The sequence below is a fragment of the Paenibacillus sp. RUD330 genome (genome assembly GCF_002243345.2).
Lineage (GTDB): Bacteria > Bacillota > Bacilli > Paenibacillales > Paenibacillaceae > Paenibacillus_O.
Map to the genome: position 1 here is coordinate 3,056,706 of NZ_CP022655.2, position 20,922 is coordinate 3,077,627.

Annotated in this window: 17 protein-coding genes; all 17 read right to left on the reverse strand. The window is 59.7% G+C overall.

What is annotated here, in order from left to right; all coding sequences use genetic code 11:
- Positions 1–241: 241 nt before the first annotated feature.
- Positions 242–829 carry a dipicolinate synthase subunit B gene (locus CIC07_RS13810; RefSeq protein WP_076355392.1) on the reverse strand — a complete coding sequence of 196 codons (588 nt, stop codon included), beginning with the start codon at positions 827–829 and terminating at the stop codon, positions 242–244.
- A complete protein-coding gene (dpsA, locus tag CIC07_RS13815; protein WP_076355390.1) occupies positions 829–1,725 on the reverse strand; it encodes a dipicolinate synthase subunit DpsA in 897 nt (298 codons plus the stop codon). Before dpsA ends, CIC07_RS13810 begins: the two co-directional genes overlap by 1 nt.
- Before the next feature lie 348 nt (positions 1,726–2,073).
- A complete protein-coding gene (dut, locus tag CIC07_RS13820) occupies positions 2,074–2,457 on the reverse strand; it encodes a dUTP diphosphatase (RefSeq protein ID WP_481855897.1) in 384 nt (127 codons plus the stop codon).
- A 40-nt stretch (positions 2,458–2,497) separates the two neighbouring features.
- Positions 2,498–3,763 (reverse strand): M16 family metallopeptidase, encoded by a 1,266-nt coding sequence (locus tag CIC07_RS13825; protein ID WP_076355386.1) that lies wholly within the window; start codon positions 3,761–3,763, stop codon positions 2,498–2,500.
- Between the two features lie 39 nt (positions 3,764–3,802).
- Positions 3,803–4,786 carry a polysaccharide deacetylase family protein gene (locus CIC07_RS13830; protein ID WP_076355384.1) on the reverse strand — a complete coding sequence of 328 codons (984 nt, stop codon included), beginning with the start codon at positions 4,784–4,786 and terminating at the stop codon, positions 3,803–3,805.
- A 191-nt stretch (positions 4,787–4,977) separates the two neighbouring features.
- On the reverse strand, positions 4,978–7,077 hold the full coding sequence (pnp, locus tag CIC07_RS13835) for a polyribonucleotide nucleotidyltransferase (protein ID WP_076355382.1): 2,100 nt from the start codon (positions 7,075–7,077) through the stop codon (positions 4,978–4,980).
- Positions 7,078–7,275: 198 nt separating this feature from the next.
- Positions 7,276–7,545: a 30S ribosomal protein S15 gene (rpsO, locus tag CIC07_RS13840; RefSeq protein WP_021878678.1), complete on the reverse strand. Its 270-nt coding sequence runs from the start codon at positions 7,543–7,545 to the stop codon at positions 7,276–7,278.
- Between the two features lie 190 nt (positions 7,546–7,735).
- Positions 7,736–8,707: a bifunctional riboflavin kinase/FAD synthetase gene (locus CIC07_RS13845; protein WP_083687941.1), complete on the reverse strand. Its 972-nt coding sequence runs from the start codon at positions 8,705–8,707 to the stop codon at positions 7,736–7,738.
- 81 nt (positions 8,708–8,788) lie between these two features.
- Positions 8,789–9,706 (reverse strand): tRNA pseudouridine(55) synthase TruB, encoded by a 918-nt coding sequence (gene truB, locus CIC07_RS13850; RefSeq protein WP_076355380.1) that lies wholly within the window; start codon positions 9,704–9,706, stop codon positions 8,789–8,791.
- The gene (locus CIC07_RS13855) at positions 9,706–10,689 is read right to left on the reverse strand and encodes a DHH family phosphoesterase (RefSeq protein WP_076355378.1); all 984 of its coding nucleotides are present in this window, start codon (positions 10,687–10,689) and stop codon (positions 9,706–9,708) included. Before CIC07_RS13855 ends, truB begins: the two co-directional genes overlap by 1 nt.
- Positions 10,686–11,042 (reverse strand): 30S ribosome-binding factor RbfA, encoded by a 357-nt coding sequence (rbfA, locus tag CIC07_RS13860; RefSeq protein ID WP_048745314.1) that lies wholly within the window; start codon positions 11,040–11,042, stop codon positions 10,686–10,688. The genes CIC07_RS13855 and rbfA overlap by 4 nt, the downstream gene beginning before the upstream one ends.
- 14 nt (positions 11,043–11,056) lie before the next feature.
- Complete coding sequence (gene infB / locus CIC07_RS13865; protein WP_076355376.1) at positions 11,057–13,819, reverse strand: translation initiation factor IF-2; 2,763 nt, start codon at positions 13,817–13,819, stop codon at positions 11,057–11,059.
- Positions 13,812–14,138 carry a YlxQ family RNA-binding protein gene (locus tag CIC07_RS13870; protein ID WP_021879640.1) on the reverse strand — a complete coding sequence of 109 codons (327 nt, stop codon included), beginning with the start codon at positions 14,136–14,138 and terminating at the stop codon, positions 13,812–13,814. Before CIC07_RS13870 ends, infB begins: the two co-directional genes overlap by 8 nt.
- Entirely contained in the window at positions 14,128–14,445 is a 318-nt protein-coding gene (gene rnpM, locus CIC07_RS13875; RefSeq protein WP_076355374.1) for an RNase P modulator RnpM, read from the reverse strand. The genes CIC07_RS13870 and rnpM overlap by 11 nt, the downstream gene beginning before the upstream one ends.
- A gap of 65 nt (positions 14,446–14,510) precedes the next feature.
- Positions 14,511–15,608, reverse strand: a complete 1,098-nt coding sequence (gene nusA / locus CIC07_RS13880; protein WP_076355372.1) for a transcription termination factor NusA — start codon at positions 15,606–15,608, stop codon at positions 14,511–14,513.
- A 27-nt stretch (positions 15,609–15,635) separates the two neighbouring features.
- Positions 15,636–16,097, reverse strand: a complete 462-nt coding sequence (gene rimP, locus CIC07_RS13885) for a ribosome maturation factor RimP (protein WP_076355370.1) — start codon at positions 16,095–16,097, stop codon at positions 15,636–15,638.
- Between the two features lie 186 nt (positions 16,098–16,283).
- The gene (locus CIC07_RS13890) at positions 16,284–20,585 is read right to left on the reverse strand and encodes a PolC-type DNA polymerase III (protein ID WP_076355368.1); all 4,302 of its coding nucleotides are present in this window, start codon (positions 20,583–20,585) and stop codon (positions 16,284–16,286) included.
- Positions 20,586–20,922: the final 337 nt, after the last annotated feature.

Genomic DNA, 20,922 nt, shown 5'->3' on the forward strand with positions numbered 1-20,922 from the left:
TATGGCTGAATCATAGAAAAGCCGCCAGCGGCAGCATGCTGCCGGCTGGCGTTCTCTTGTTCCGCGCCGCATGGCGGCTGGAGAATTCCGGGCAGCTGTCTTGAGAGCCGGTTCTCCGTGCCGTGCCTGTCTTTGTTGAAACCGGCTCCCGTGTGGAGGAGCCGGCATCGTATGGCCTATTAGCAACCTTATGCATCCGCCGCAGCCGCGATGTCTCCATCGGCCGGCCGAGGCGCCATGCCTATCTTCTCTCGATCAGGACGGGCTGCATCTGCTTGCCTTGCAAGGCATGCTCGCAAGCCTCCATGGCAAGGTCCATCTTGGCGACGAGCGAATTCGGCTTGTTCACCGGATCATCCTGGCCGAACGGCACGAAGAAGATGCTCTTCGCCGCCATCAGCTTCGCGATGTTCGCCATGTTCAGCCCAAGGCCGTCGTTGGTCGAAATCCCGATGACGACCGGCCTGCCGTTGCGCATCTGCGCCTTGGCCGCCATAAGCACGGCGCTGTCTGTCAAGGCGTTCGCAAGCTTGCTCGTCGTATTGCCCGTGCATGGCGCGATCAGCAGCACGTCGATCAGCTTGGAAGGTCCGAGCGGCTCGGCCTGGACGATCGTCGAGATGATCTCATTGCCGGTGATCTCAAGCAGCTTGCTCTTCCACTCCTCGGCTGTACCGAAGCGGGTGTCCGTCGTCATCAGGCTCTGCGTGACGATCGGCACGACATTGGCGCCGGCATCGACGAAGCGTTGAATCTGAGGCATGACCTCCGCGAACGTGCAGTGAGAGCCCGACAGGGCATAACCGACCGTTAGTCCGTTCCAGTTCATCATTCATTCCCCCGCGCGCTGATGTCTTCCATAATCAGCTGAGTGACACAATCAGCTATGATTCGGCCGGCTGTCACAGGGGCAACGATTCCCGGCAATCCGGGAGCAAGAATCGCCTTCAGTCCGCGCTTCTCCGCAAAGCGGAAATCCGTACCGCCAGGCTTGGAGGCCAGGTCGATAATGACGGCGCGGGAGGGCATTCTAGCAATCATTTGCGCTGTGACTATCATAGTTGGAATTGTGTTAAAAAGCAAGTCGATATTGGCTGCGTAATCGAGCAAATCCCTTGTGTAGAAAGGCTTTGCGCCCATTTCCTGCGCTCTTGCGAAATGCTCGGGACGGTGCACTCCGGCAAGCACCCGGGCCCCCAGGCCCTGAAGGGTGCGGATAAGCGTAAGCCCCGTCCGCCCGAGGCCGAGCACCATGCATGAGGAGCCATGAATGGTGAAGTCCGTATTCTCGATAGCCATTTTGACGGCGCCTTCCGCCGTCGGAATCGAATTCGATATCGCCACGTCGTCCCGCTCGAACAGCTCGACAAGCTCGATTCCGCGGCTGGCGCACAACGACTTCAAATAAGGCCTCGCCATGCCGGCATAGACCTTGCAATGGTCGGGGACACGCGCAAGCTGCGCATCCGTCAGGCGCAGTTCGGAATTGCTGAAAGCAGCGGGTATTATGCCGTTGTCGTCCGTCCCTACCGCAGGCAGAAGAATGGCGTCTGCCTTGTCGAACAGCTCGTCGCGAAGCTCATTGTCCACGGTTCCGTCCGGAAGGGTGCGGAGTCCGTCAAATCCGGACACCGTAACGGCTGCATCCAGTTCCGACAGCCTGCGGATGACCTCTAGCTGCCTTGCGTCGCCGCCGATCAGCAGCACCTGAACGCCGGTCAGCATGCTGGCGTCACTTCCTCTCACCTTGATCGCCCTTAAGCGGCACATGGCCGGCTGCACCGGCCGATGCCGCTGCACTCACTCAAGCTTGGGAAAGGCTCCCCCGCCTCCGCTCCAGTCGCTTTCGTGCGTCTAGATCATGGTATGCCGCGGCGCATACGAGGGTTACTGCGGAATCGGGCATTCCTTCCGGTGCCCGGCCGCCCTCTCAAGCGGAAGCATATGCAAGGGCGGCAAGTGGGATCGCCCGCGGAACGGAAGTCCGGTTCATGCAAAAGGCTGTCCGGCGCCACCCATGGGGGTGGCGCCGGACAGCCTTTTGGTCAGGATGAGACATCGGGGACAACGGCTTCAAACGCCTGTATGTCCGAACCCTCCGGCCCCGCGAACCGTCTCGCTCAGCTCTTCGACCTCGGAGACGGAGACGGCCGGAACGGCCTGGAATACCATCTGGGCGATCCGTTCTCCCCGGTTGATCGTGAACGGCTGCTGGCCCAGGTTGACCAGAAGCACCTTCACCTCTCCACGGTAGTCGGCATCGATCGTGCCTGGGGAATTGAGCACCGTAATGCCGTGCTTGTACGCAAGCCCGCTGCGGGGACGGATCTGCGCTTCCAGTATTTCCGGCATCGCCATGGCGAAGCCGGTCGGAACAAGCGCGCGCTCTCCGGGCTGAAGCCGTAAAGGCTCCGCTACCGAGGCATGCAGGTCGAAGCCAGCCGCCGCTTCCGACATCCGCAGCGGCAGAGGCACATCCTCGCTGCCGGGTAGACGCTTAAACTCTACCGGAAACAAATTGGTCCCTCCTCAGCTTGGCGGCCGGCCCTTCTTCGGAGCCGACCATCGCCACGGCGAACGGAACCTTCAGCATCGAAGCCGTCACGGCGCGGATATCTTCCATTTTGACCGCTTCGATCCGTTCGATCATCTCGTCGAGCGTGTAATGGCGGCCGAGCATGAGCTCGTTTTTGCCATTGCGGTTCATCCGGCTGCTCGTGCTTTCCAGGCTGAGGATCAGACTGCCCTTCAGCTGCTCCTTGCCCCTCGTCAGCTCCGCGTCGGTCAGGCCCTTGGCCGAAACGTCGCCGAGCAGCTCCATCGTCAGGTCAAGCACATCCGCCGTCTGGCGCGGAGCCGTCCCGGCATAGACGGTGAACAGTCCCGAATCGGCATAGGAGGTATGGTAGGAATAGACCGAATAGGCGAGTCCCCGCTTCTCGCGGATTTCCTGGAACAGCCGGGAGCTCATGCCGCCGCCGAGGGCGTTGTTGAGCAGGATCATCGCGTAGAGGTTGTCGTCGGAAATGGAGCAGCCCGGGAAGGTGAGGCAGATATGGTTCTGCTCCGTCTTTTTCGGGTGGAACAGGTACTCTCCCTTGAACTCGGGAGCCTCCAGGCTCCGTCCGAGCCCGCTGTCGGAGAAGCCGCCGAACTTGGCTTCCAGAAGCTCCAGCAGCCCCTTCTCCTCGATATTGCCCGCGACGCTGATGACCGTGTTCTCCAGCGTATACTGTTCCTTCATATAACCGCGCAGGTCAGCCGGCCCCATGGAAGTCAGCCGCTCCTCGGAGCCCAGGATCGAATAAGCGAGCGGATGGTCGCCGTAGGAAGCCCGGGAAGCCTCGTCGTGGACCTTGTCGTCCGGCGTGTCCTCGTACATGGCGATCTCTTCGAAGATGACGTTCTTTTCCTTCGCCAATTCTTCCTCGTCGAACCTGGAGTTGAAGAACATGTCCGCAAGAGCATCGACGGCAAGCGGCAGATGCTGGTCGAGCACCTTGGCGAAATAACAGGTATATTCCTTCGCCGTGAAGGCATTCACATTGCCTCCGATGCCGTCGAACAGATCGGCGATATCCTTGGCGCTGCGTGTATCGGTGCCTTTGAAGAGCATATGCTCGATGAAATGGGAGATGCCGTTGTTGGACGGCGTTTCGCTGCGGGATCCCGTCTTGACCCAAATGCCGAACGAAACGGAACGGCAGGTGGGAATCGGTTCCGCGACGACGCGCAGACCGTTGCTGAGTCTATATATATTCACCGGATCTCCTCCTTGAGTTTGATTATCATCATAACAAAATTAAGGTTTGGCCTCAACCGGAGCCTCGATCCGCTCCTCCGAGATCGTCTCGCTGACGGGCACAAGCAGCAGTCCTTTCCGTTTGGCCGCCTTGATCATGCCTTCGAGCGCATCTCTCGAGCTTGCGGTCGGATGCATCAGAATGAGGGATCCCGGCCCGATGCCGCGTGCGATCTTGTCGACGACCGCGCCCGGCGAAGGCTTGCGCCAATCCACCGTATCCAGCGTCCACATGACGGTCCTCAGTCCTTGCGCGCGCGCCGCTTTGACCGTCGAGGCGTTGTAGCTTCCCGATGGCGGGGCGAACAGCCGGTTGCTGACAGCCAGCGTTTCCTTGAGCAGCAGCTCGGTGCGCGTGATCTGCAACGTCTGCTGCTCCATTCCGAGCTTGCTCATATCGGGATGAGAGTAGGCATGATTGGAAATCTCATGGCCCGCCGCCTGGATTTTACGCGCTTCTTCCGGATATTTCTTCAACCAGGATCCATCCAGGAAAAAGGTCGCCTTCACTCCGAACCGGTCGAGAGTCGCCAGCATCGGCTCCAAATATTCGTTGCCCCACGCGACATTGATCATGAACGAGGCGGTCGGCTTCGCGGGATTGCCCCGATAGATCGGCTCCAGCGGATAATTCTCCACGCTTACCTTCGGCTTGACCGCCTTGTACACATATTGAACAGGGCCGTCGGGACGAAGCTGCGCTTGCCGGTAGGTAGCCTCGATATCGACTTCGCGTCCGTCATAGCCCGGTATCGCCCGGAACCAACGGTCGACCTTCGCATCCACAGGCGGGATATAGCGCTTTTCCGCCTCCAGCTTGATTTCCGTCCGCAGCGCCTCTTCATTGTCTGTCAGCAGCATCGCCGACCGGCTTTCCCCGCTTTTGACAGCCTGAACGTACCCTCCGGCGCCGCCATAACTGACCGCAAGCAGGACGACGGCTGCGCCGAAGGCGGCGGACAAGCCCCATTGCCGCAGTTTCATCGCTACATCCCTCCACTCTTCTCCATGATTCCTATGAATGAGAGGGACAATTTATGCGGCTTGGACTCCTTGGGTCCGGAGGGTTCCGCATCGCGATGCAGTCTCCCTGCATGGCCGGGCAGGCAAATAAAAAAAGAACCAGAGAAAGTCTCTGGCTCTGAGTTTTTGACCGTCTGGACCTCCAGCCGGAATCAGGCTTGGGAAGGAGCCTCGGCCGTAAGAACCGCTTTGCGGGACAGGTTGATGCGTCCCTGCTGGTCGATCTCCGTCACCTTGACGGTGATGACGTCGCCGATGTTGACGGCGTCTTCCGTCTTGGCAACCCTCTCCGTCGACAGCTGGGAAATATGGACCAGTCCGTCCTTGTTCGGGAGGATCTCCACGAACGCCCCGAATTTCTCGACGCGCTTGACCGTGCCGGTGTAGATCTCGCCGACGACGACTTCCTTGACGATGCCTTCGATGATGGCGCGGGCGCGCTTGTTCATCTCTTCGTTGGAGGAAGCGATGTAGACCATGCCGTCCTGCTCGATATCGATTTTGACTCCCGTCTCCTCGATGATCTTGTTGATGATCTTGCCGCCTGCGCCGATGACATCGCGGATCTTGTCCGGATTGATGCGGAGCGTCATGATCTTAGGCGCGTATGCCGACAGGCTCTCGCGCGGCTTGCTCATGGTGGCGTTCATCTTGTCCAGGATATGCATGCGGCCTACGCGGGCTTGCTCCAGCGCTTGGGTCAGAATCGCGCGGTCGATGCCGTCGATCTTGATGTCCATCTGGATGGCCGTTACGCCTTCGGCGGTGCCGGCGACCTTGAAGTCCATATCCCCGAGATGGTCTTCCATGCCTTGAATGTCCGTCAGGATGGAGAAATGCTCTCCGTCCTTGATCAGCCCCATCGCCACGCCGGCTACCGGCGCCTTGATCGGCACGCCTGCGTCCATCATGGCCAGAGAGCTGGCGCAGATGCTCGCTTGCGAAGTGGAGCCGTTGGATTCCAGCACCTCGGATACGAGGCGGATCGTGTACGGGAAGTCGGCCTCCGAAGGAAGAACCTTGGAAAGGGCGCGTTCGCCGAGGGCTCCGTGTCCGATCTCGCGGCGGCCAGGCGCGCGCAGAGGGCGTGCTTCGCCGACGCTGAACGGCGGGAAGTTGTAGTGATGCATGAAGCGCTTGGTCGTCTCCGGGCTGATGCCGTCCAGAATCTGGACATCGCCGAGCGCTCCCAGGGTGCAGACGCTGAGCGCCTGCGTCTGGCCGCGCGTGAACAGGCCTGTGCCGTGCGTGCGGGGCAGCACCGATACGTCGCAGTCGATCGGACGGATCTCGTCCAGTCCGCGTCCGTCCGGACGAACCTTGTCATGCGTAATGAGGCGGCGCACTTCCTCCTTGACGATGTCGTACAGCGTTTCCTTCACGTCGCCCATGAGCTCCGGAGTTTCCGCATAGACTTCCTGGAAGTGGGCGACCGCTTCGCTGTTCGCGAGATCGATCGCTTCCTGGCGGGCATGCTTTTCCTCGATGCGGATCGCTTCGACCAGACGCGCCGAAGCGAACGCCCGCACAGCGTCGTTGACTTCGGAATCGACGGTATGGAGAACAACCTCCATCTTTTCCTTGCCGCATTGAGCCGTCAGCTCGTCGATCGTAGCCACGATGTTCTTGATCTCGTCATGGCCGAACATGATCGCTTCGAGCATGACTTCTTCAGTCAGCTCGTTGGCTTCGGCTTCCACCATCATGATGGCGTCTTTCGTGCCGGAAACAACGAGCTTGAGATCGCTCGCTTCTTCCTGCTCCACCGTCGGATTGATGATGAACTTGCCGTCCACCCGGCCTACGATGACGCCTCCGATCGGTCCGTTGAACGGAACGTCGGAGATGCTCAGCGCAGCGCCTGTGCCGATCATCGCGGCAATCTCGGGCGGACAGTCCTGGTCCACGCTCATGACGAGGTTCAGCACTTGAACATCGTTGCGGAACCCTTCCGGGAACAGCGGACGGATCGGACGGTCGGTCAGGCGGCTCGAAAGGATGGCCTTCTCGCTCGGGCGTCCTTCGCGCTTGATGAAGCCCCCAGGAATCTTGCCCACGGCATAGAGGCGCTCCTCGTAGTTGACCGTAAGCGGGAAGAAGTCCAGATCCTTCGGACCCGAAGAAGCGGTAACGGTGCAGAGGACGACGGTGTCGCCATACCGTACCGTAACGGCGGCATTGGCCTGCTTGGCCAGGCGGCCGCTTTCGAGGGTCAGCTGGCGACCCCCCAGTGTCATTTGAACCTGGTGCATGATATCCCTCCTAATCTAGAAAAATATTCGGCGCAGCCTCGGGTTATCCTGCCCGGCGCGGACGCCCGACCCTCTCCTGAAGCCTTGTCCGGATATGTAAAGATAGACTTGTCGAATTGATTATAAAAAGCAACCGGGCTGCAGCCCTTCCGGGAATCCCGGACAGCTGGACAACCAGGTTGCTTCTTCAACAGCTTCTTAGCGGCGAAGGCCGAGCTTCTCGATCAGAGCGCTGTAACGTCTAACATCCTTGTTTTTCAGGTATGCCAGCAGCTTGCGGCGCTGACCGACCATTTTCAGAAGGCCGCGGCGCGAGTGATGATCTTTCTTGTGCGTCCGCAGGTGATCCGTAAGGTTCACGATGTTCTGAGTAAGGATTGCGACCTGAACTTCTGGAGAGCCAGTGTCGCTTGCATGCGTCTTGTGCTCTTCGATGAGCTCTTGCTTCCGTTCTTGCGTAAGTGCCATCCTAGTTCACCTCCAATTGCGTAATAGGTTGCTTGAGTAGCCGCCGTCAGCCTCGCCGCCGCCGGTGAGAGCGGACAGGCCAAGCCAAGGCCGTGATGGCCGGAGCAACTCCGGACAACATTAGACAGTATAGCATCAACGGGAACCAATGTAAACGCCTGCCGTTCGGAAGCCTCTTCGGCAGCGCCGCTCAGTCCTGCAGCAATTGCCTGGCGCGAGCCTTGTCGCGGCCAAGCTGGGATACGAGCTCGTCGATTCCGGAGAACTTCTGTTCCGTGCGCAGGAAATGAACGAAGTCGATCTCCAGCCTGTTCCCGTACAGATCCCCCTCGAAATCAAGCAGATGGGCTTCCAGCACGGGAACGATCTTGTCCTTGTTGAACGTAGGCTTCATCCCGTGGTTCAGCACCGCATCATGGACAGAAGGCTCTCCCCCCAGGGGAGAAAGAATCCTGACCTTGACCGCATAGACGCCAAGCCGGGGCAGGACGTAAGGCCGGTCCGGACTCAGGTTGGCCGTAGGGAAGCCGAGCAGCCTCCCCCGGGCGTCGCCGTGCACGACGATGCCGCTGACCCGGTAAGGCCTTCCCAGCAGTTCGGCCGCGAGCTCGACGCGGCCTTCCTCCAACGCTTCCCGCACATAGGTGCTGCTGACCTTGAGCCCGTCCCTCTGGGCGGCCGGAACGATGTCGACCGTGAAGCTTCCGCTTCCAAGCTCAGCCAGCATCTGCGGAGTTCCCGCGCCGCGGCTGCCGAACGTGAAGTCGAAGCCGACGACGGCATGGCTGACGCCGAGCGGCACCAGCACCTCCCTGGCGAACATTTCCGGACTGATGGCGGCGAAAGCGGGGTCGAATTGCATGATGAAGACGGCATCCGCCCCTGCCTCCCGGAACAGCTCCAGCTTCGCGTCGAGCGGCGTCAGGCATTCGGCGAAACCGCTGCCGATGCCGAGCACTTCGCGGGGATGCGGGTGGAACGTCATCACCGCGGCGCGGGCTCCCGATCGGCGGGCCTCTGCGACAGCACGGTCGATCACATGGCGGTGCCCGAGATGGACGCCGTCAAAATGCCCGATTGCCAGACAGCACGGCGCCGGGGAAAACGCCGGTTCATTGCTGCCGTTGATCGGGTAGCTCAGTTCGTAAATCTCCACTTCCATTCACCCGCATTCCTTTTATTCTGGATGCCTGCAGCCCCGGTTCCAAACAAATCCCGGCGCTGCGGCCCGCATGGCGATCCGCTATTCCGAATCGGGCCGGGCGAACACCTTCACCGGCTTCACCATGCTTCCGTCTTCCGTAATTTCAAACAGGCCGGCAAAGGCGCCATCCTGGCCATAGAGCCGGAATTGGCTTCCTTCCGCAGGACGTTCGTCCAGCCACTCGACCGGAATCCGGCGTCCTTGCAAGGCTTGGCGCATAGCCGGCGGCGCGGCGCTGGAGCGCGGCATGTGGACAAGCGCCGCCTCCGCGGGAAGCAGCCGCTGCTCCAGCGTCCCCTGCTCCATCGACAGCTGGACTTGCTCAAGCGTCAGGCAATCCTCTTCCGAAAAGCCCGCCGACAGCGTTCGCTTGAGCTCCGCCATGGCGGCGGGCACACCGAGCTTGCTGCCGATATCCTCGCAGAGCGTGCGGATGTACGTCCCTTTGGAGCAGACGACCCGGAACCACACCAGCGGGTGCGGCCTGTCCAGATCCATCGACAGCACATCAAGCGAATGGATCGTCGCTTGACGGGGCTTGCGCTCCGCCGTCTTGCCTTCACGCGCCAATTCATAGAGCCGCTTGCCGTCGACCTTCACGGCCGAATACATCGGCGGCAGCTGCATGATTTCGCCCAGGAAGGACATAAGGGCTTGCGTGATATCCTGCTCATTCAACTCGACGGAATCCACTTGCTCCAGAATCTCGCCGGTCAAATCGAGCGTATCCGTCGAAATGCCGAGCTGCAGGACAGCCTCGTAAGCCTTGGGCAGCTCCTGCATGTATTCAACCACGCGTGTCGCTTGTCCGACGCATAAAGGAAGCACGCCGGTCACCATAGGATCCAGCGTGCCCGCGTGGCCGATGCGTTTGGTCCGGAGCAGCCTGCGGCATTTGGCCACCACGTCGTGGGACGTCCAGCCGGCAGGCTTCCAGATTGCCAAAATTCCATCCATCAGTCTTTCAGTTCCTCCCTTATAACGGCCAACAGGGAGCTCATCGCTTCTCCGATCGGGCCGTCAAGGCGGCAGCCGGCCGCCCGGATATGGCCGCCTCCGCCGAAGCGGGAAGCGATTGCCGCCACATCGAGCGTGCCCCCGGAGCGCAGGCTTGCCTTGACGCCGCCGTCACGCAAGCCCTTGAACAGGATGCCCGCGTCCACGCCTTCGACATTGCGGGCATAATTGACAAGGCCCTCCAGATCCTCTGGAGCAGCCCCTGTCTCCTGCATGTCTTCGGGCGAAATATGCATCGTGCAGACGCGGTCCCCAAAATGGAATTCCATCCGGTTCAGCCCGAGCCGAAGCAGCTTCAGCTGGGGAAGCGACATGCGCTCCAGCAGCCGATCGGCGATGGCATGGCCGCCTGCCCCGGCCTCAAGCAGCTCCGAAGCTGCCTGCATGACCCGCGTATCTGTATTGGAATAACGGAAGCCTCCCGTGTCCGTAAGCAATCCGGTGTAGAGCATTTCCGCCGCCGGCTGCTCCAGAGGCATGCAAGCGGTGCGGACGAGCCCGTACAGAATCTGCGCCGTGGCCGCGGCGTCGGGAACGACAAGATTGACGGCTCCATATCCATTGTTGGTCGGATGATGATCGATGTTGAGCAGCTCGTACCCGTCCTCGAACCATTCCGCGATCCGTCCGATCCGTTTGAAATCGGCGCAGTCGACGGCGATGATCCGCTTGAACGTGCGTCCTTGATTATCTCCGTACCGGAGAATGCCTTCCGAGCCGGCCATGAAGCGCAGCCTGTCCGGGACGAGGTCTTCATTGGCCAGGACAGCCTTCTTGCCCAGCTTGCCCAGCAGCCAGGACGCAGCAAGCGTGGAGCTCACCGCATCCCCGTCAGGCTGAACATGGGAGACAACCAAGTAGTCGTCTCCCTCGTTCATGAACTGCAGAGCAGCTTCGTATAGATCCTGCCCCGCGCCGGTCATTGGCCTCCGTTGTCACGGTTGATGTCCGTGAGCAGGGATTCGATGCGGCTGCCGTACTCGATGCTGCTGTCGAATTTGAACAGCAGCTCCGGCGTATGGCGCAGACGGATTCGCTTGCCGAGCTCCGAACGGATGAATCCGGTGCCGCGCGCGAGCGCCTTCAATGTTTCTTCCTTTTGATCGTCGCTTCCGAGCACGCTCAGGTACACTCTCGCCTGGGACATGTCGTTCGTGACTTCAACGCCGGTCACCGTGATGAAACCGATGCGGGGATCCTTGAGCTCAGCCTGGATGATCTGGCTGAGCTCCTTCTTGATCTGTTCCCCCACCCGGCCTACGCGGATCTTAGCCATGGTGATTCACCTCTTTAACGTTCTACCTTTTCCTGCACGAAGGCTTCGATAACGTCGCCCTCTTGAAGATCATTGAAGCGCTCGACGGTAATGCCGCACTCGTAGCCTTGAGCGACATCCTTCACATCATCCTTGAAGCGCTTGAGCGTGTCGATTTTGCCTTGGTATACGACGATGCCGCTGCGGACGATGCGGGCTTCCGCCGAACGGGAAATCTTGCCGTCGATGACCATGCAGCCTGCGATCGTGCCGACCTTGCTCACTTTGAACAGGTTGCGCACTTCGGCGTGGCCGATGACGACTTCCTTGAAGACCGGATCCAGCATGCCCTTCATGGCCTGCTCGATTTCTTCAATGACGTTGTAGATGATGTTGTGCAGACGGACGTCGACCTTCTCCTGCTCGGCCGCCACGGCGGCTTGAGTCTCAGGACGGACGTTGAAGCCGATGACGATGGCGTTGGAGGCCGATGCCAGCGTGATGTCGGATTCCGTAATCGCGCCGACGCCGTTGTGGATGCTCTTCACGCGGACGCCTTCCACTTCGATCTTCTCGAGCGAGCCGCGGAGAGCTTCCAGGGAGCCTTGAACGTCGGCTTTGATGATGACGTTGAGATCCTTGATCTCGCCTTCCGTGATGTGCTTGTAGAGATCGTCCAGCGTCACGCGGGAGTTCGCTCCCATCTCCGACTGGCGCTGCTTGATCGAACGGCGTTCCGCGATGTCGCGGGCTTTGCGCTCGTCCTCGAACACCATGAACGGATCGCCGGCTTGCGGAACTTCCGTCAGGCCCGTAATCTCGACCGGAGTCGAAGGATCGGCTTCCTTGAGGCGGCGTCCCTTGTCGTTGATCATGGCGCGCACGCGGCCGAACGTATTGCCGGCTACGAATGCATCGCCGATCTTCAGCGTGCCGTGCTGCACGAGCACGCGGGCTACAGGGCCTTTGCCCTTGTCGAGCTCGGCCTCAAGCACAGTGCCGCGGGCGCGTTTGTTCGGGTTGGCCTTGTAGTCGTTGACCTCGGCCACGAGCAGGATCATTTCCAGCAGCTCTTCGAGGTTGATGCGCTGCTTGGCGGAAATGTTGACGAAGATCGTGTCTCCGCCCCACTCTTCCGGAACGAGCTCGTATTTGGTCAGCTCCTGCTTGATCGTATCCGGGTTCGCATCCGGCTTGTCGATCTTGTTGACCGCCACGATGATCGGCACATTCGCCGCTTTGGCATGGTTGATCGCTTCAACCGTCTGCGGCATGACGCCGTCATCGGCTGCCACGACGATGATCGTGATGTCCGTCACCTCGGCTCCGCGGGCGCGCATCATCGTAAATGCGGCGTGGCCCGGAGTATCGAGGAACGTAATTTTCTTGTTGTTGATCTCGACCTGGTAAGCGCCGATATGCTGCGTGATGCCGCCGGCTTCGCCGCCGGTCACGTTCGTGGAGCGGATGGCGTCCAGAAGAGTCGTTTTGCCGTGGTCGACGTGGCCCATGATGGTCACGACCGGAGCGCGGGCGATGAGATTCTCTTCCTCGTCCTTCTCTTCGACCGTCTCGAAATCGTCTTCCTCGACCGGAATCTTGATCTCGACTTCCTCGACCTTGAACTCCGATGCGACGAGCTGGATCGTCTCGATATCCAGTTCCTGATTGATCGTAGCCATGACGCCAAGGAAAATGAGCTTCTTGATGACTTCGGAAGCGTCCTTGTGGAGCAGCTTGGCGAGATCGCCGACGGTCATGCTGCCGCGGACGATGATCTTCTTCGGCGTATTGTCGATTTTCTCGCGCTGTGGCTGCTGGCCGCGGCCGCCCTTGCCGCCTCTTCCGCGGCTCTTGTAGCTGCCGCCGCGATCGTCGAAGCGTCCGCCCGCGCCTTGGCCGGGCTTGCCGCCGCCTCTGCGGTTGTTGTTGTTGCCGCCGGGACCGCCTGTGCGTCCCGCTCCGCCAGCGCTGCCGCCGCGGGAGAAGTCGCGCGTGCCGCCGGCAGGCTTGTTGTCCGTGAACGTGCGCGGAGCGGCAGCCGTGCTGCGGCTTTCACCGCGCGGGCCGGTCGCCGACGCCGCTTGCCCGGCGCCCTGCGGCCTGCTGCCGCCGTAACCGCCGCCTTGGCCCGGAGGCCGTCCTTGGCCGCCCTGTCCTTGCGGACGTCCTTGGCCGCCTTGGCCCGGAGGCCGTCCCTGGCCGCCGCCCTGTCCTTGCGGACGTCCCTGGCCGCCGCCTTGGCCCGGAGGCCGTCCTTGGCCGCCCTGTCCTTGCGGACGTCCCTGGCCGCCGCCTTGACCCGGAGGCCGTCCTTGGCCGCCTTGTCCTTGCGGACGTCCTTGGCCCGGTCCGCGTCCTTGGCCGCCGCCTTGTCCTTGAGAAGCCGGACGCTGCTGAGTTCCAGCGGACGAGCCGCTGCCTTGTGTATTCGAAGTCGTATTCATAGTCACCTGTCGTTCCTGCTGATTTTGGTTTGTAGACTGCTCTTGACGTTGAATAGTATGCACTCCTTGTTGCTCCGGCCGCTTGTCGGCGGGGCGCTTGGAAGGGGCCGAGGCGGATACCTGCGGGTTGCCCTGCGCGCGCTTGGCTGCGGCGTTCGCTTTGATGTCGCGGAAGAAACCTTCCACTTTGTTGACCATGTCGTTTTCCATCACGCTCATGTGGTTGTTGACCGGCGTGTCCAGACGCTTAAGAATCGTAATGATTTCCTTGCTGCTCATGTTAAGGGACTTCGCGTATTCATATACGCGCAGCTTCTCTTTGGTGTCTTTGCCATCCTGTGGTTTAGTCAATATACTCCACCTCCGTATTCTGGCTCAGTTGCCCCCGAATCATGTTCGCGAACCCGGAATCGGTAATGGCCACGATGACCCGCTCTTCCTTGCCAAGAGCCTGCCCGAGGCTGTCCCGGGTGAATGCTTCGGCCAACGGCACGCCGTAGGACGAGCATTTATCGCGATATTTCTTCTTCGTATTATCGGAAGCGTCGGCAGCGACTAGCACAAGCCGGGCTTTGCCTTGGCGTACGGCTTTGAGAACCGTCTCGTCGCCGGTGATGACTTTGCCGGCACGCATCGCCATGCCCAGGTTGGAAAGAGCTTTATTCGTCATCCTCATCCGCCTCCTGCTCTTTGGCGGCAAGGAACTGTTCTTCGACGGAGATGAATTCCCGCTCGAGCTGATCGTAAATCTCCGGCGGAACCGCCTGCTTGAGCGCCCGGTCGAGCGCGCGGCTCTTCTTGGCGAGGCGGAAGCATTCCGCTGTCCCCCGCAAGTAGGCGCCTCTTCCGGATTTTTTGCCCGTCAGGTCGATGACGATATCCCCTTCCGGAGTCCGGACGACCCGGATCAGCTCCTTCTTGGGCAGCATCTCCTGGCTTGCCACGCATTTGCGCATCGGTATCTTTCTAGGTTTCAAGCGTAGTCCCCCCTTGCGGCAGACAGCCGTGCTTCCAGCAACTCCAGACGTCAGGCGGCTGGAACTCAGTCGATCGTTATGGAGTCCTGATGCATCGCGACGCCCTGGGTCCGTTCACGGCCGTATTCCTGCTCCGCCTGCGTCTCGCTCTTGATATCGATCTTCCAGCCGGTCAGCTTGGCGGCAAGACGGGCGTTCTGGCCTTTAATGCCGATCGCCAGCGACAGCTGGTAATCCGGCACGATGACCCGGGCCATCTTCTCCTGTTCGAACACGATGACTTCCAGCACCTTCGATGGGCTGAGAGCATTCGCCACGTATTCCTCGACGCTGTCGGACCAGCGGACGATATCGATCTTCTCGCCCTTCAGCTCCGTCACGATCGTCTGCACGCGCATGCCCTTCTGGCCTACGCAGGAGCCGACGGGATCCACTTCCGCATTGCGGGAATGGACGGCGATCTTGGAGCGGAAGCCCGCTTCCCTCGCCACCGAACGGATCTCGACCACGCCGTCGTAGATTTCCGGAACCTCCAGCTCGAACAACCGCTTCAGCAGCCCGGGATGGGTGCGGGAGAGGATGATCTGCGGCCCTTTGGTCGTATTCTCCACCTTGGTGATGAACGACTTCACGCGATCGCCATGCCTGAATTTGTCCGTCGGCATCAGCTCGGTCAGCGGCAGCACCGCTTCGACCTTGCCGAGATCGATGAACAAATGGCGCGTATCCTGGCGCTGGACGATGCCGTTGACAATATCCTCTTCCTTGTCGATGTACGCATTATAAATGAGGCCGCGCTCCGCTTCGCGGATGCGCTGCGTAACGACCTGCTTGGCCGTCTGGGCGGCGATCCGTCCAAAGTCGCGAGGCGTGACTTCGATTTCGGCGACATCGTCGAGCTGGTAGTGAGGATTGATTTCCCGTGACGCCTCCACCGATATCTCGAGGCGCGGATCAAGCACTTCCTCCACCACGTTCTTGCGCGCGTATACCTTGATGACGCCGGTATGGCGGTTGATGTCCACGCGCACGTTCTGAGCGGTGTTGAAGTTGCGCTTGTAGCTGGAGATGAGAGCGGCTTCGATCGCTTCAAGGAGAATGTCCTTGGCGATCCCCTTCTCTCTCTCTATCTCGTTTAAGGCTTCAATAAAATCCATGCTCATTGGAACCACGGATCCCCCTTTCAATGATTAGAAAACGATAGCCAGCCTGGCGCTGGCCACCTTCGCATATGGAATGGCATGACTCTTGCGTCCGGTGCTGACGACGACGGTCTCCCCGTCGAACGAAACCAGCGGTCCTTCGAACTCCTTGAGTCCGTCGATCGGCTCGTACGTCGTGACGAACACGTGCTTGCCGACCGCCTTGCTTACGTCTTCCGGCTTCTTCAGCGGGCGCTCGGCGCCCGGCGACGAAACTTCCAGGAAGTAAGCGTCCGATACCGGATCGTTCTGATCCAGCTGCTCGCTCAGAAACTCGCTGATGCGTCCGCACTCGTCGATGTCAATACCGCCTTCTTTATCAACAAATACGCGAAGGAACCAGTTGCTGCCTTCCTTCACGTATTCGATGTCCACAAGCTCGAATCCGTTGTCGCTGAGAAATGGGCCGACCATCTCTTCCACGACGGCTTTGATTCTGGATGTGCTCAAATCCAATTGACCTCCCGATCAGTCCGAAAAAGTAGTGGACAAAACGTGAAGAGTGGGTTTCCCCACTCTTCAGAAGTACCTCTATCCTCATGATTACCAAAAAAATTATATCATAACCCGTGTACACTGACAAGATTTGTTTTCCTTAGAAGACTTTCCATGGATGGCTGCAAACCCTTGCGGGGCTTAGAAAAGCGAGAGCTGGTTGGACTCCGGCAGACCGCGGAAGCAGCCCATTCCGGTCAGCACTTCGATAATCGTCTTGGTCGCCTTCGACCGCTGCTGGAAGTCCTCGATCGAGAGAAACTCGCTGCCGTCCCTCGATGCTCCGATGTTCCTCGCCGCGTTTTCGCCGATGCCGGCGATCGCCGCGAACGGTGGAATCAGGCTGTCGCCGTCGATCGTCCATTTGGTCGCGTCGGAGCGGTACAGGTCGATCGGCTTGAACGAGAACCCGCGCGCAGTCATCTCCAGCGCCATCTCGAACATCGATACCGAGGCCTTCTCCTTAGGCGTCGCCGCGAAGCCCTTCTGCTCGATCTCCACCAGCTTCTTGAGAATCGGCTCGTAGCCCTGGCACAGCAGCTCCAGATCGAAGTCTTCCGCGCGGACCGTAAAGTAGGTGGCATAGAATTCGATCGGGTGATAGAGCTTGAAAAAGGCGGTGCGCACAGCGGAAATGACATAGGCCGCGGCATGCGCCTTCGGGAACATGTACTCGATGCGCAGGCAGGAATCGATATACCACTGCGGCACCTTGCACCGCTTCATCTCCTCGATCCATTCCGGCGTCAGCCCTCTGCCTTTCCGGACGCTCTCGGTAATCTTGAAGGCGAGCCCGGCATCCATGCCCGCCTTGTAGATCAGATAGAGCATGATCTCGTCGCGGCAGCCGATGACGGTCTTGATCGAGCAGGTTCCGTTCTTGATCAGCTCCTGGGCATTGCCCAGCCATACCCCGGTGCCATGCGACAAGCCGGAAATCTGGAGCAGATCCGCAAATGAAGTCGGCTGCGTCTCTTCGAGCATCTGCCGGACGAACTTGGTCCCCATCTCCGGAACGCCATAGGTGGCGACGCTGGAGCGGATCTTCTCCGGAGCCACTCCGAGCGCCGTCGTGGAGTTGAACATGCTCATCACCTTGGGATCGTTCATCGGAATCGTCGTCGGATCGATGCCCGTCAGATCCTGGAGCATCCGCATCATCGTCGGATCGTCATGGCCGAGGATATCGAGCTTGAGCAGGTTCATTTCGAAGGCATGGTAATCGAAATGGGTCGTTTTCCATTCCGCTCCCGTATCATCGGCCGGATATTGGACCGGCGTGATGTCCTCGACGTCGATGTAGTCCGGCACGACGACAATGCCGCCCGGATGCTGGCCGGTGCTCCTCTTGACTCCGGTGCAGCCCGACGCCAGCCGGCTGAGCTCCGCTCCGCGCCATTTCCGGCCTTTTTCCTCCTCGTATTTCTTGGCGAAGCCGTAGGCCGTCTTCTCGGCCACCGTTCCGATCGTGCCGGCGCGGAACACGCATTTCTCGCCGAAGATCTCCTTCGTGAAATTATGCGCGATCGGCTGGTACTCTCCGGAAAAGTTGAGATCGATGTCGGGAACCTTGTCGCCCTTGAAGCCGAGGAAAGTCTCGAACGGAATGTCCTGGCCCTCGCCCTTCATTTTCTTGCCGCAATGCGGGCAATCCTTGTCCGCCAGATTGAAGCCGGAGGATACGCTGCCGTCCAGAATCCATTCGCTGTGCCGGCAGTCTCCATTCAGGCACAGATAATGGGGAGGAAGCGGGTTGACCTCGGATATGCCCAGGAAGGTCGCGACGACGGAAGAGCCCACCGATCCCCGCGATCCGACCAGATAGCCGTCCGCATTGGACTTCTTCACCAGACGCTCGGAGATGAGATAGTTGGCCGAGAAGCCGAACTTGATGATCGGCACAAGCTCCTTCTCCAGACGGTCGATGACGACCTGCGGCAGCTCTTCGCCGTACATGCTGCGGGCAGTCGAATAACAGGTATCGCGGATCTCCTCGTCCGCCCCTTCCATGATCGGCGTGAACAGCTTGTCCGGAAACATCTCGAACGGCTCGAACCGGCCCGCAAGCTCCACCGTGTTGGCGACGACGACCTGATAGGCAAGCTCCTCGCCGAGGAAGCGGAATTCCTGCAGCATCTCGTCGGTCGTCCGCAGATGGGCATCGGGGAGACGCTGGCTCTTCAGCGGGCTGAAGCCCGTTATGCCCATGATCGTAATGTCGCGGTACATCTTGTCGCGCGGGTTCAAATAATGGACGTTGCCGGTGGCGATGACGGGCTTGCCGAGCTTCTCGCCGATCCGGCAAACCTTGCGCATCGCGTCCTCGATCTCGGCGCGGCTGCCCACAAGCCCTTTGTCCACCAGATGCATGTAGAAGTCGACGGGCTGAATCTCCAGCACATCGTAGAAATCGGCGACATCCTCCGCCTCCTCCACCGTCTTGTTCAGGACGGCCTCGAAAAACTCGCCCTTCTCGCAGCCGGAAATGATGAGCAGGCCGTCCCTCATGTCCTTGAGCTTGCTCTTCGGAATGCAGGCGACACGCTTGAAATGCTCGGTATGCGAAAGCGAAATGAGCTTGAACAGGTTTTTTTTGCCCGCCGCATTGAGAGCGTAGATCATGCAGTGGAACGGACGGCTGTTGGAGAGGTCCATGCCCACATAGTCGTTGAGCTGATGAAGCCCGGTCACGCTGCGCTGGGCGGCGTCGCCGATCAGTCCGTACAGAACCCCGGCCAGCGCAACGGAGTCGTCCACCGCGCGGTGATGGCTCTCGAGTCCGACCTTGTATTTGTCGGCCAGCGTGTTGAGCCGATGGTTCTTCATAGCCGGATGCAGGAAGCGGGCCAGCTCCAGCGTATCGAGAACCGGATTTTTCAGCTCCGGAATGCCGATCATCTTGCATGACGCTTGAATGAAGCCCATGTCGAAACGAGCGTTGTGGGCGACAAGGACGCAGTCGCCGACAAAATCCGCGAACTCGCGAAGCTTGGGCTCCAGCTCGGGCGCTCCGCGGACCATGTCATCCGTAATGTTGGTCAGCTGCTCGATATGGTACGGAATGCGCTCATGAGGGTTGATGAAGGTGGCGAAGCGGTCGATTTCCTGGCCATTCTTGTATTTGACCCCGGCAAGCTCGATGATCTTGCAGTTCGTGATGGAGAGGCCGGTCGTCTCGATGTCGAAAACGACGTATTCGGCATCCTTCAGCGTCTCCGGACGCGGATTCAAAACCATCGGAACGGCGTCGTTCACGACGTTGGCCTCTACGCCGAACAGCACCTTGATCCCGTTTTTCTTTCCGTGCTTGAACGCTTCGGGATAACATTGCACGTTGCCGTGATCGGTGACCGCAATCGCCTCATGTCCCCATTTGGCGGCCGTCTTGATGTACGTATCCACCGAGGTGACGGCGTCCATCGTGCTCATCGTCGTATGGAGATGGAACTCCACCCGCTTCACTTCGGCGGCATCGGTCCGCTCCTTGGGCGCGACGACTTCATGCAGATCGTTGGGCATCATGACGAGCTCGGGCTCCTGCATGAAGCGGTCGTACTCGACGCGCCCCCGGGCCTTGATCCATTTGCCGTTCGACAGCTTGGAGAGCACCTTCACGTCTTCCTTGGTCTTCGCGAACATCTTCATGGCGATGGAATCGGTGAAATCCGTCACGTTGAACGTAAACAGGGTGCTGCCGTTGCGAAGCTCCTTGACCTCGAGCCCGAATACCGTACCCTGGACGGCGATCTTCTTCTCTTCTTCCACGATGTTCATCATCGGCACGGCTTCCTCGCGGATATCGTAGCCGACAGCGAGGCGGACATCGCCTTCCTCCGGCTCCGGAACCTCGCTCGCCGCGCTCGTCATGATCTGCATGACGGCGTCGTTGTTCTCCTGAACGACGCGCTGGGCGAACTCCTCATAGAGCTCGCGGGCCGCTTCGCCTGCAGCGAGCTTGACGCGCAAAGTGCGCGAGAAGCGTTCCTCATAGAAGCGGACGATCGCCTCGTCCAGCTTCTTGCGCTTCGCCAGCTCCAGCCCCGCCTTGTCCATGAGCTGAAGCAGCAGCACGCCGTTCTCGGCCGAGGCTTGCCCTTTGGCCAGCCAGCCGTTGACCGAAGCCATCTCCTGCTGCGCCCATTCCACGAACAGAGGCCAATATTCCAGGCATAGGCTGTCGCTCAGAATATGGTCCTCATACGTAAAGCAAAACGAAACTTCGGCGATATGGCGGAACTTCTCCCGGACCGTCTTGCAAAAAATACTATAGTAATCGCGCTGGACGAGCGTGCGGACGGAGATGCAGAACGTCCACTCGCGGTTGCTTTCGCTTACCAGCACCTTCTCGATGATCGCGTCCTGGAAATGGGTTCCGATCAGCTCCGGCGGAAGCTCGGCCTGCTTCGTCAGCAGCTCGAAGCGTTGTCTTTTGTCGGCGCTCATGTAGTCCCTCCTGGAAATGCAGCTTTGAATCGTCAATGGAATCTATTATACCGTCGAATAAAGGGGAAGAACATAGAAAGTTGGCAGCAATGCGCGGCAAAGAAACGAAAGAAGCGCCGCTCGCCGGCGGAAACCCCTTTCGATCGCTGTTGAATACGGATTCCCTTTTTTAGTTGGAAATTCAAGGTTGGAATCCGTCTTCAAAGGCGACCACTACGTTTCTGCAGGGGTTTTCCGCATGCTCCGGCCTCTTTCTTCTGCCGCCGACTTTCCATGAAGCAAAGAGAAGAGAGAAAAAAACAAAGCCCCATGCCGGGGCTTTGTTGATAGCTGCGGA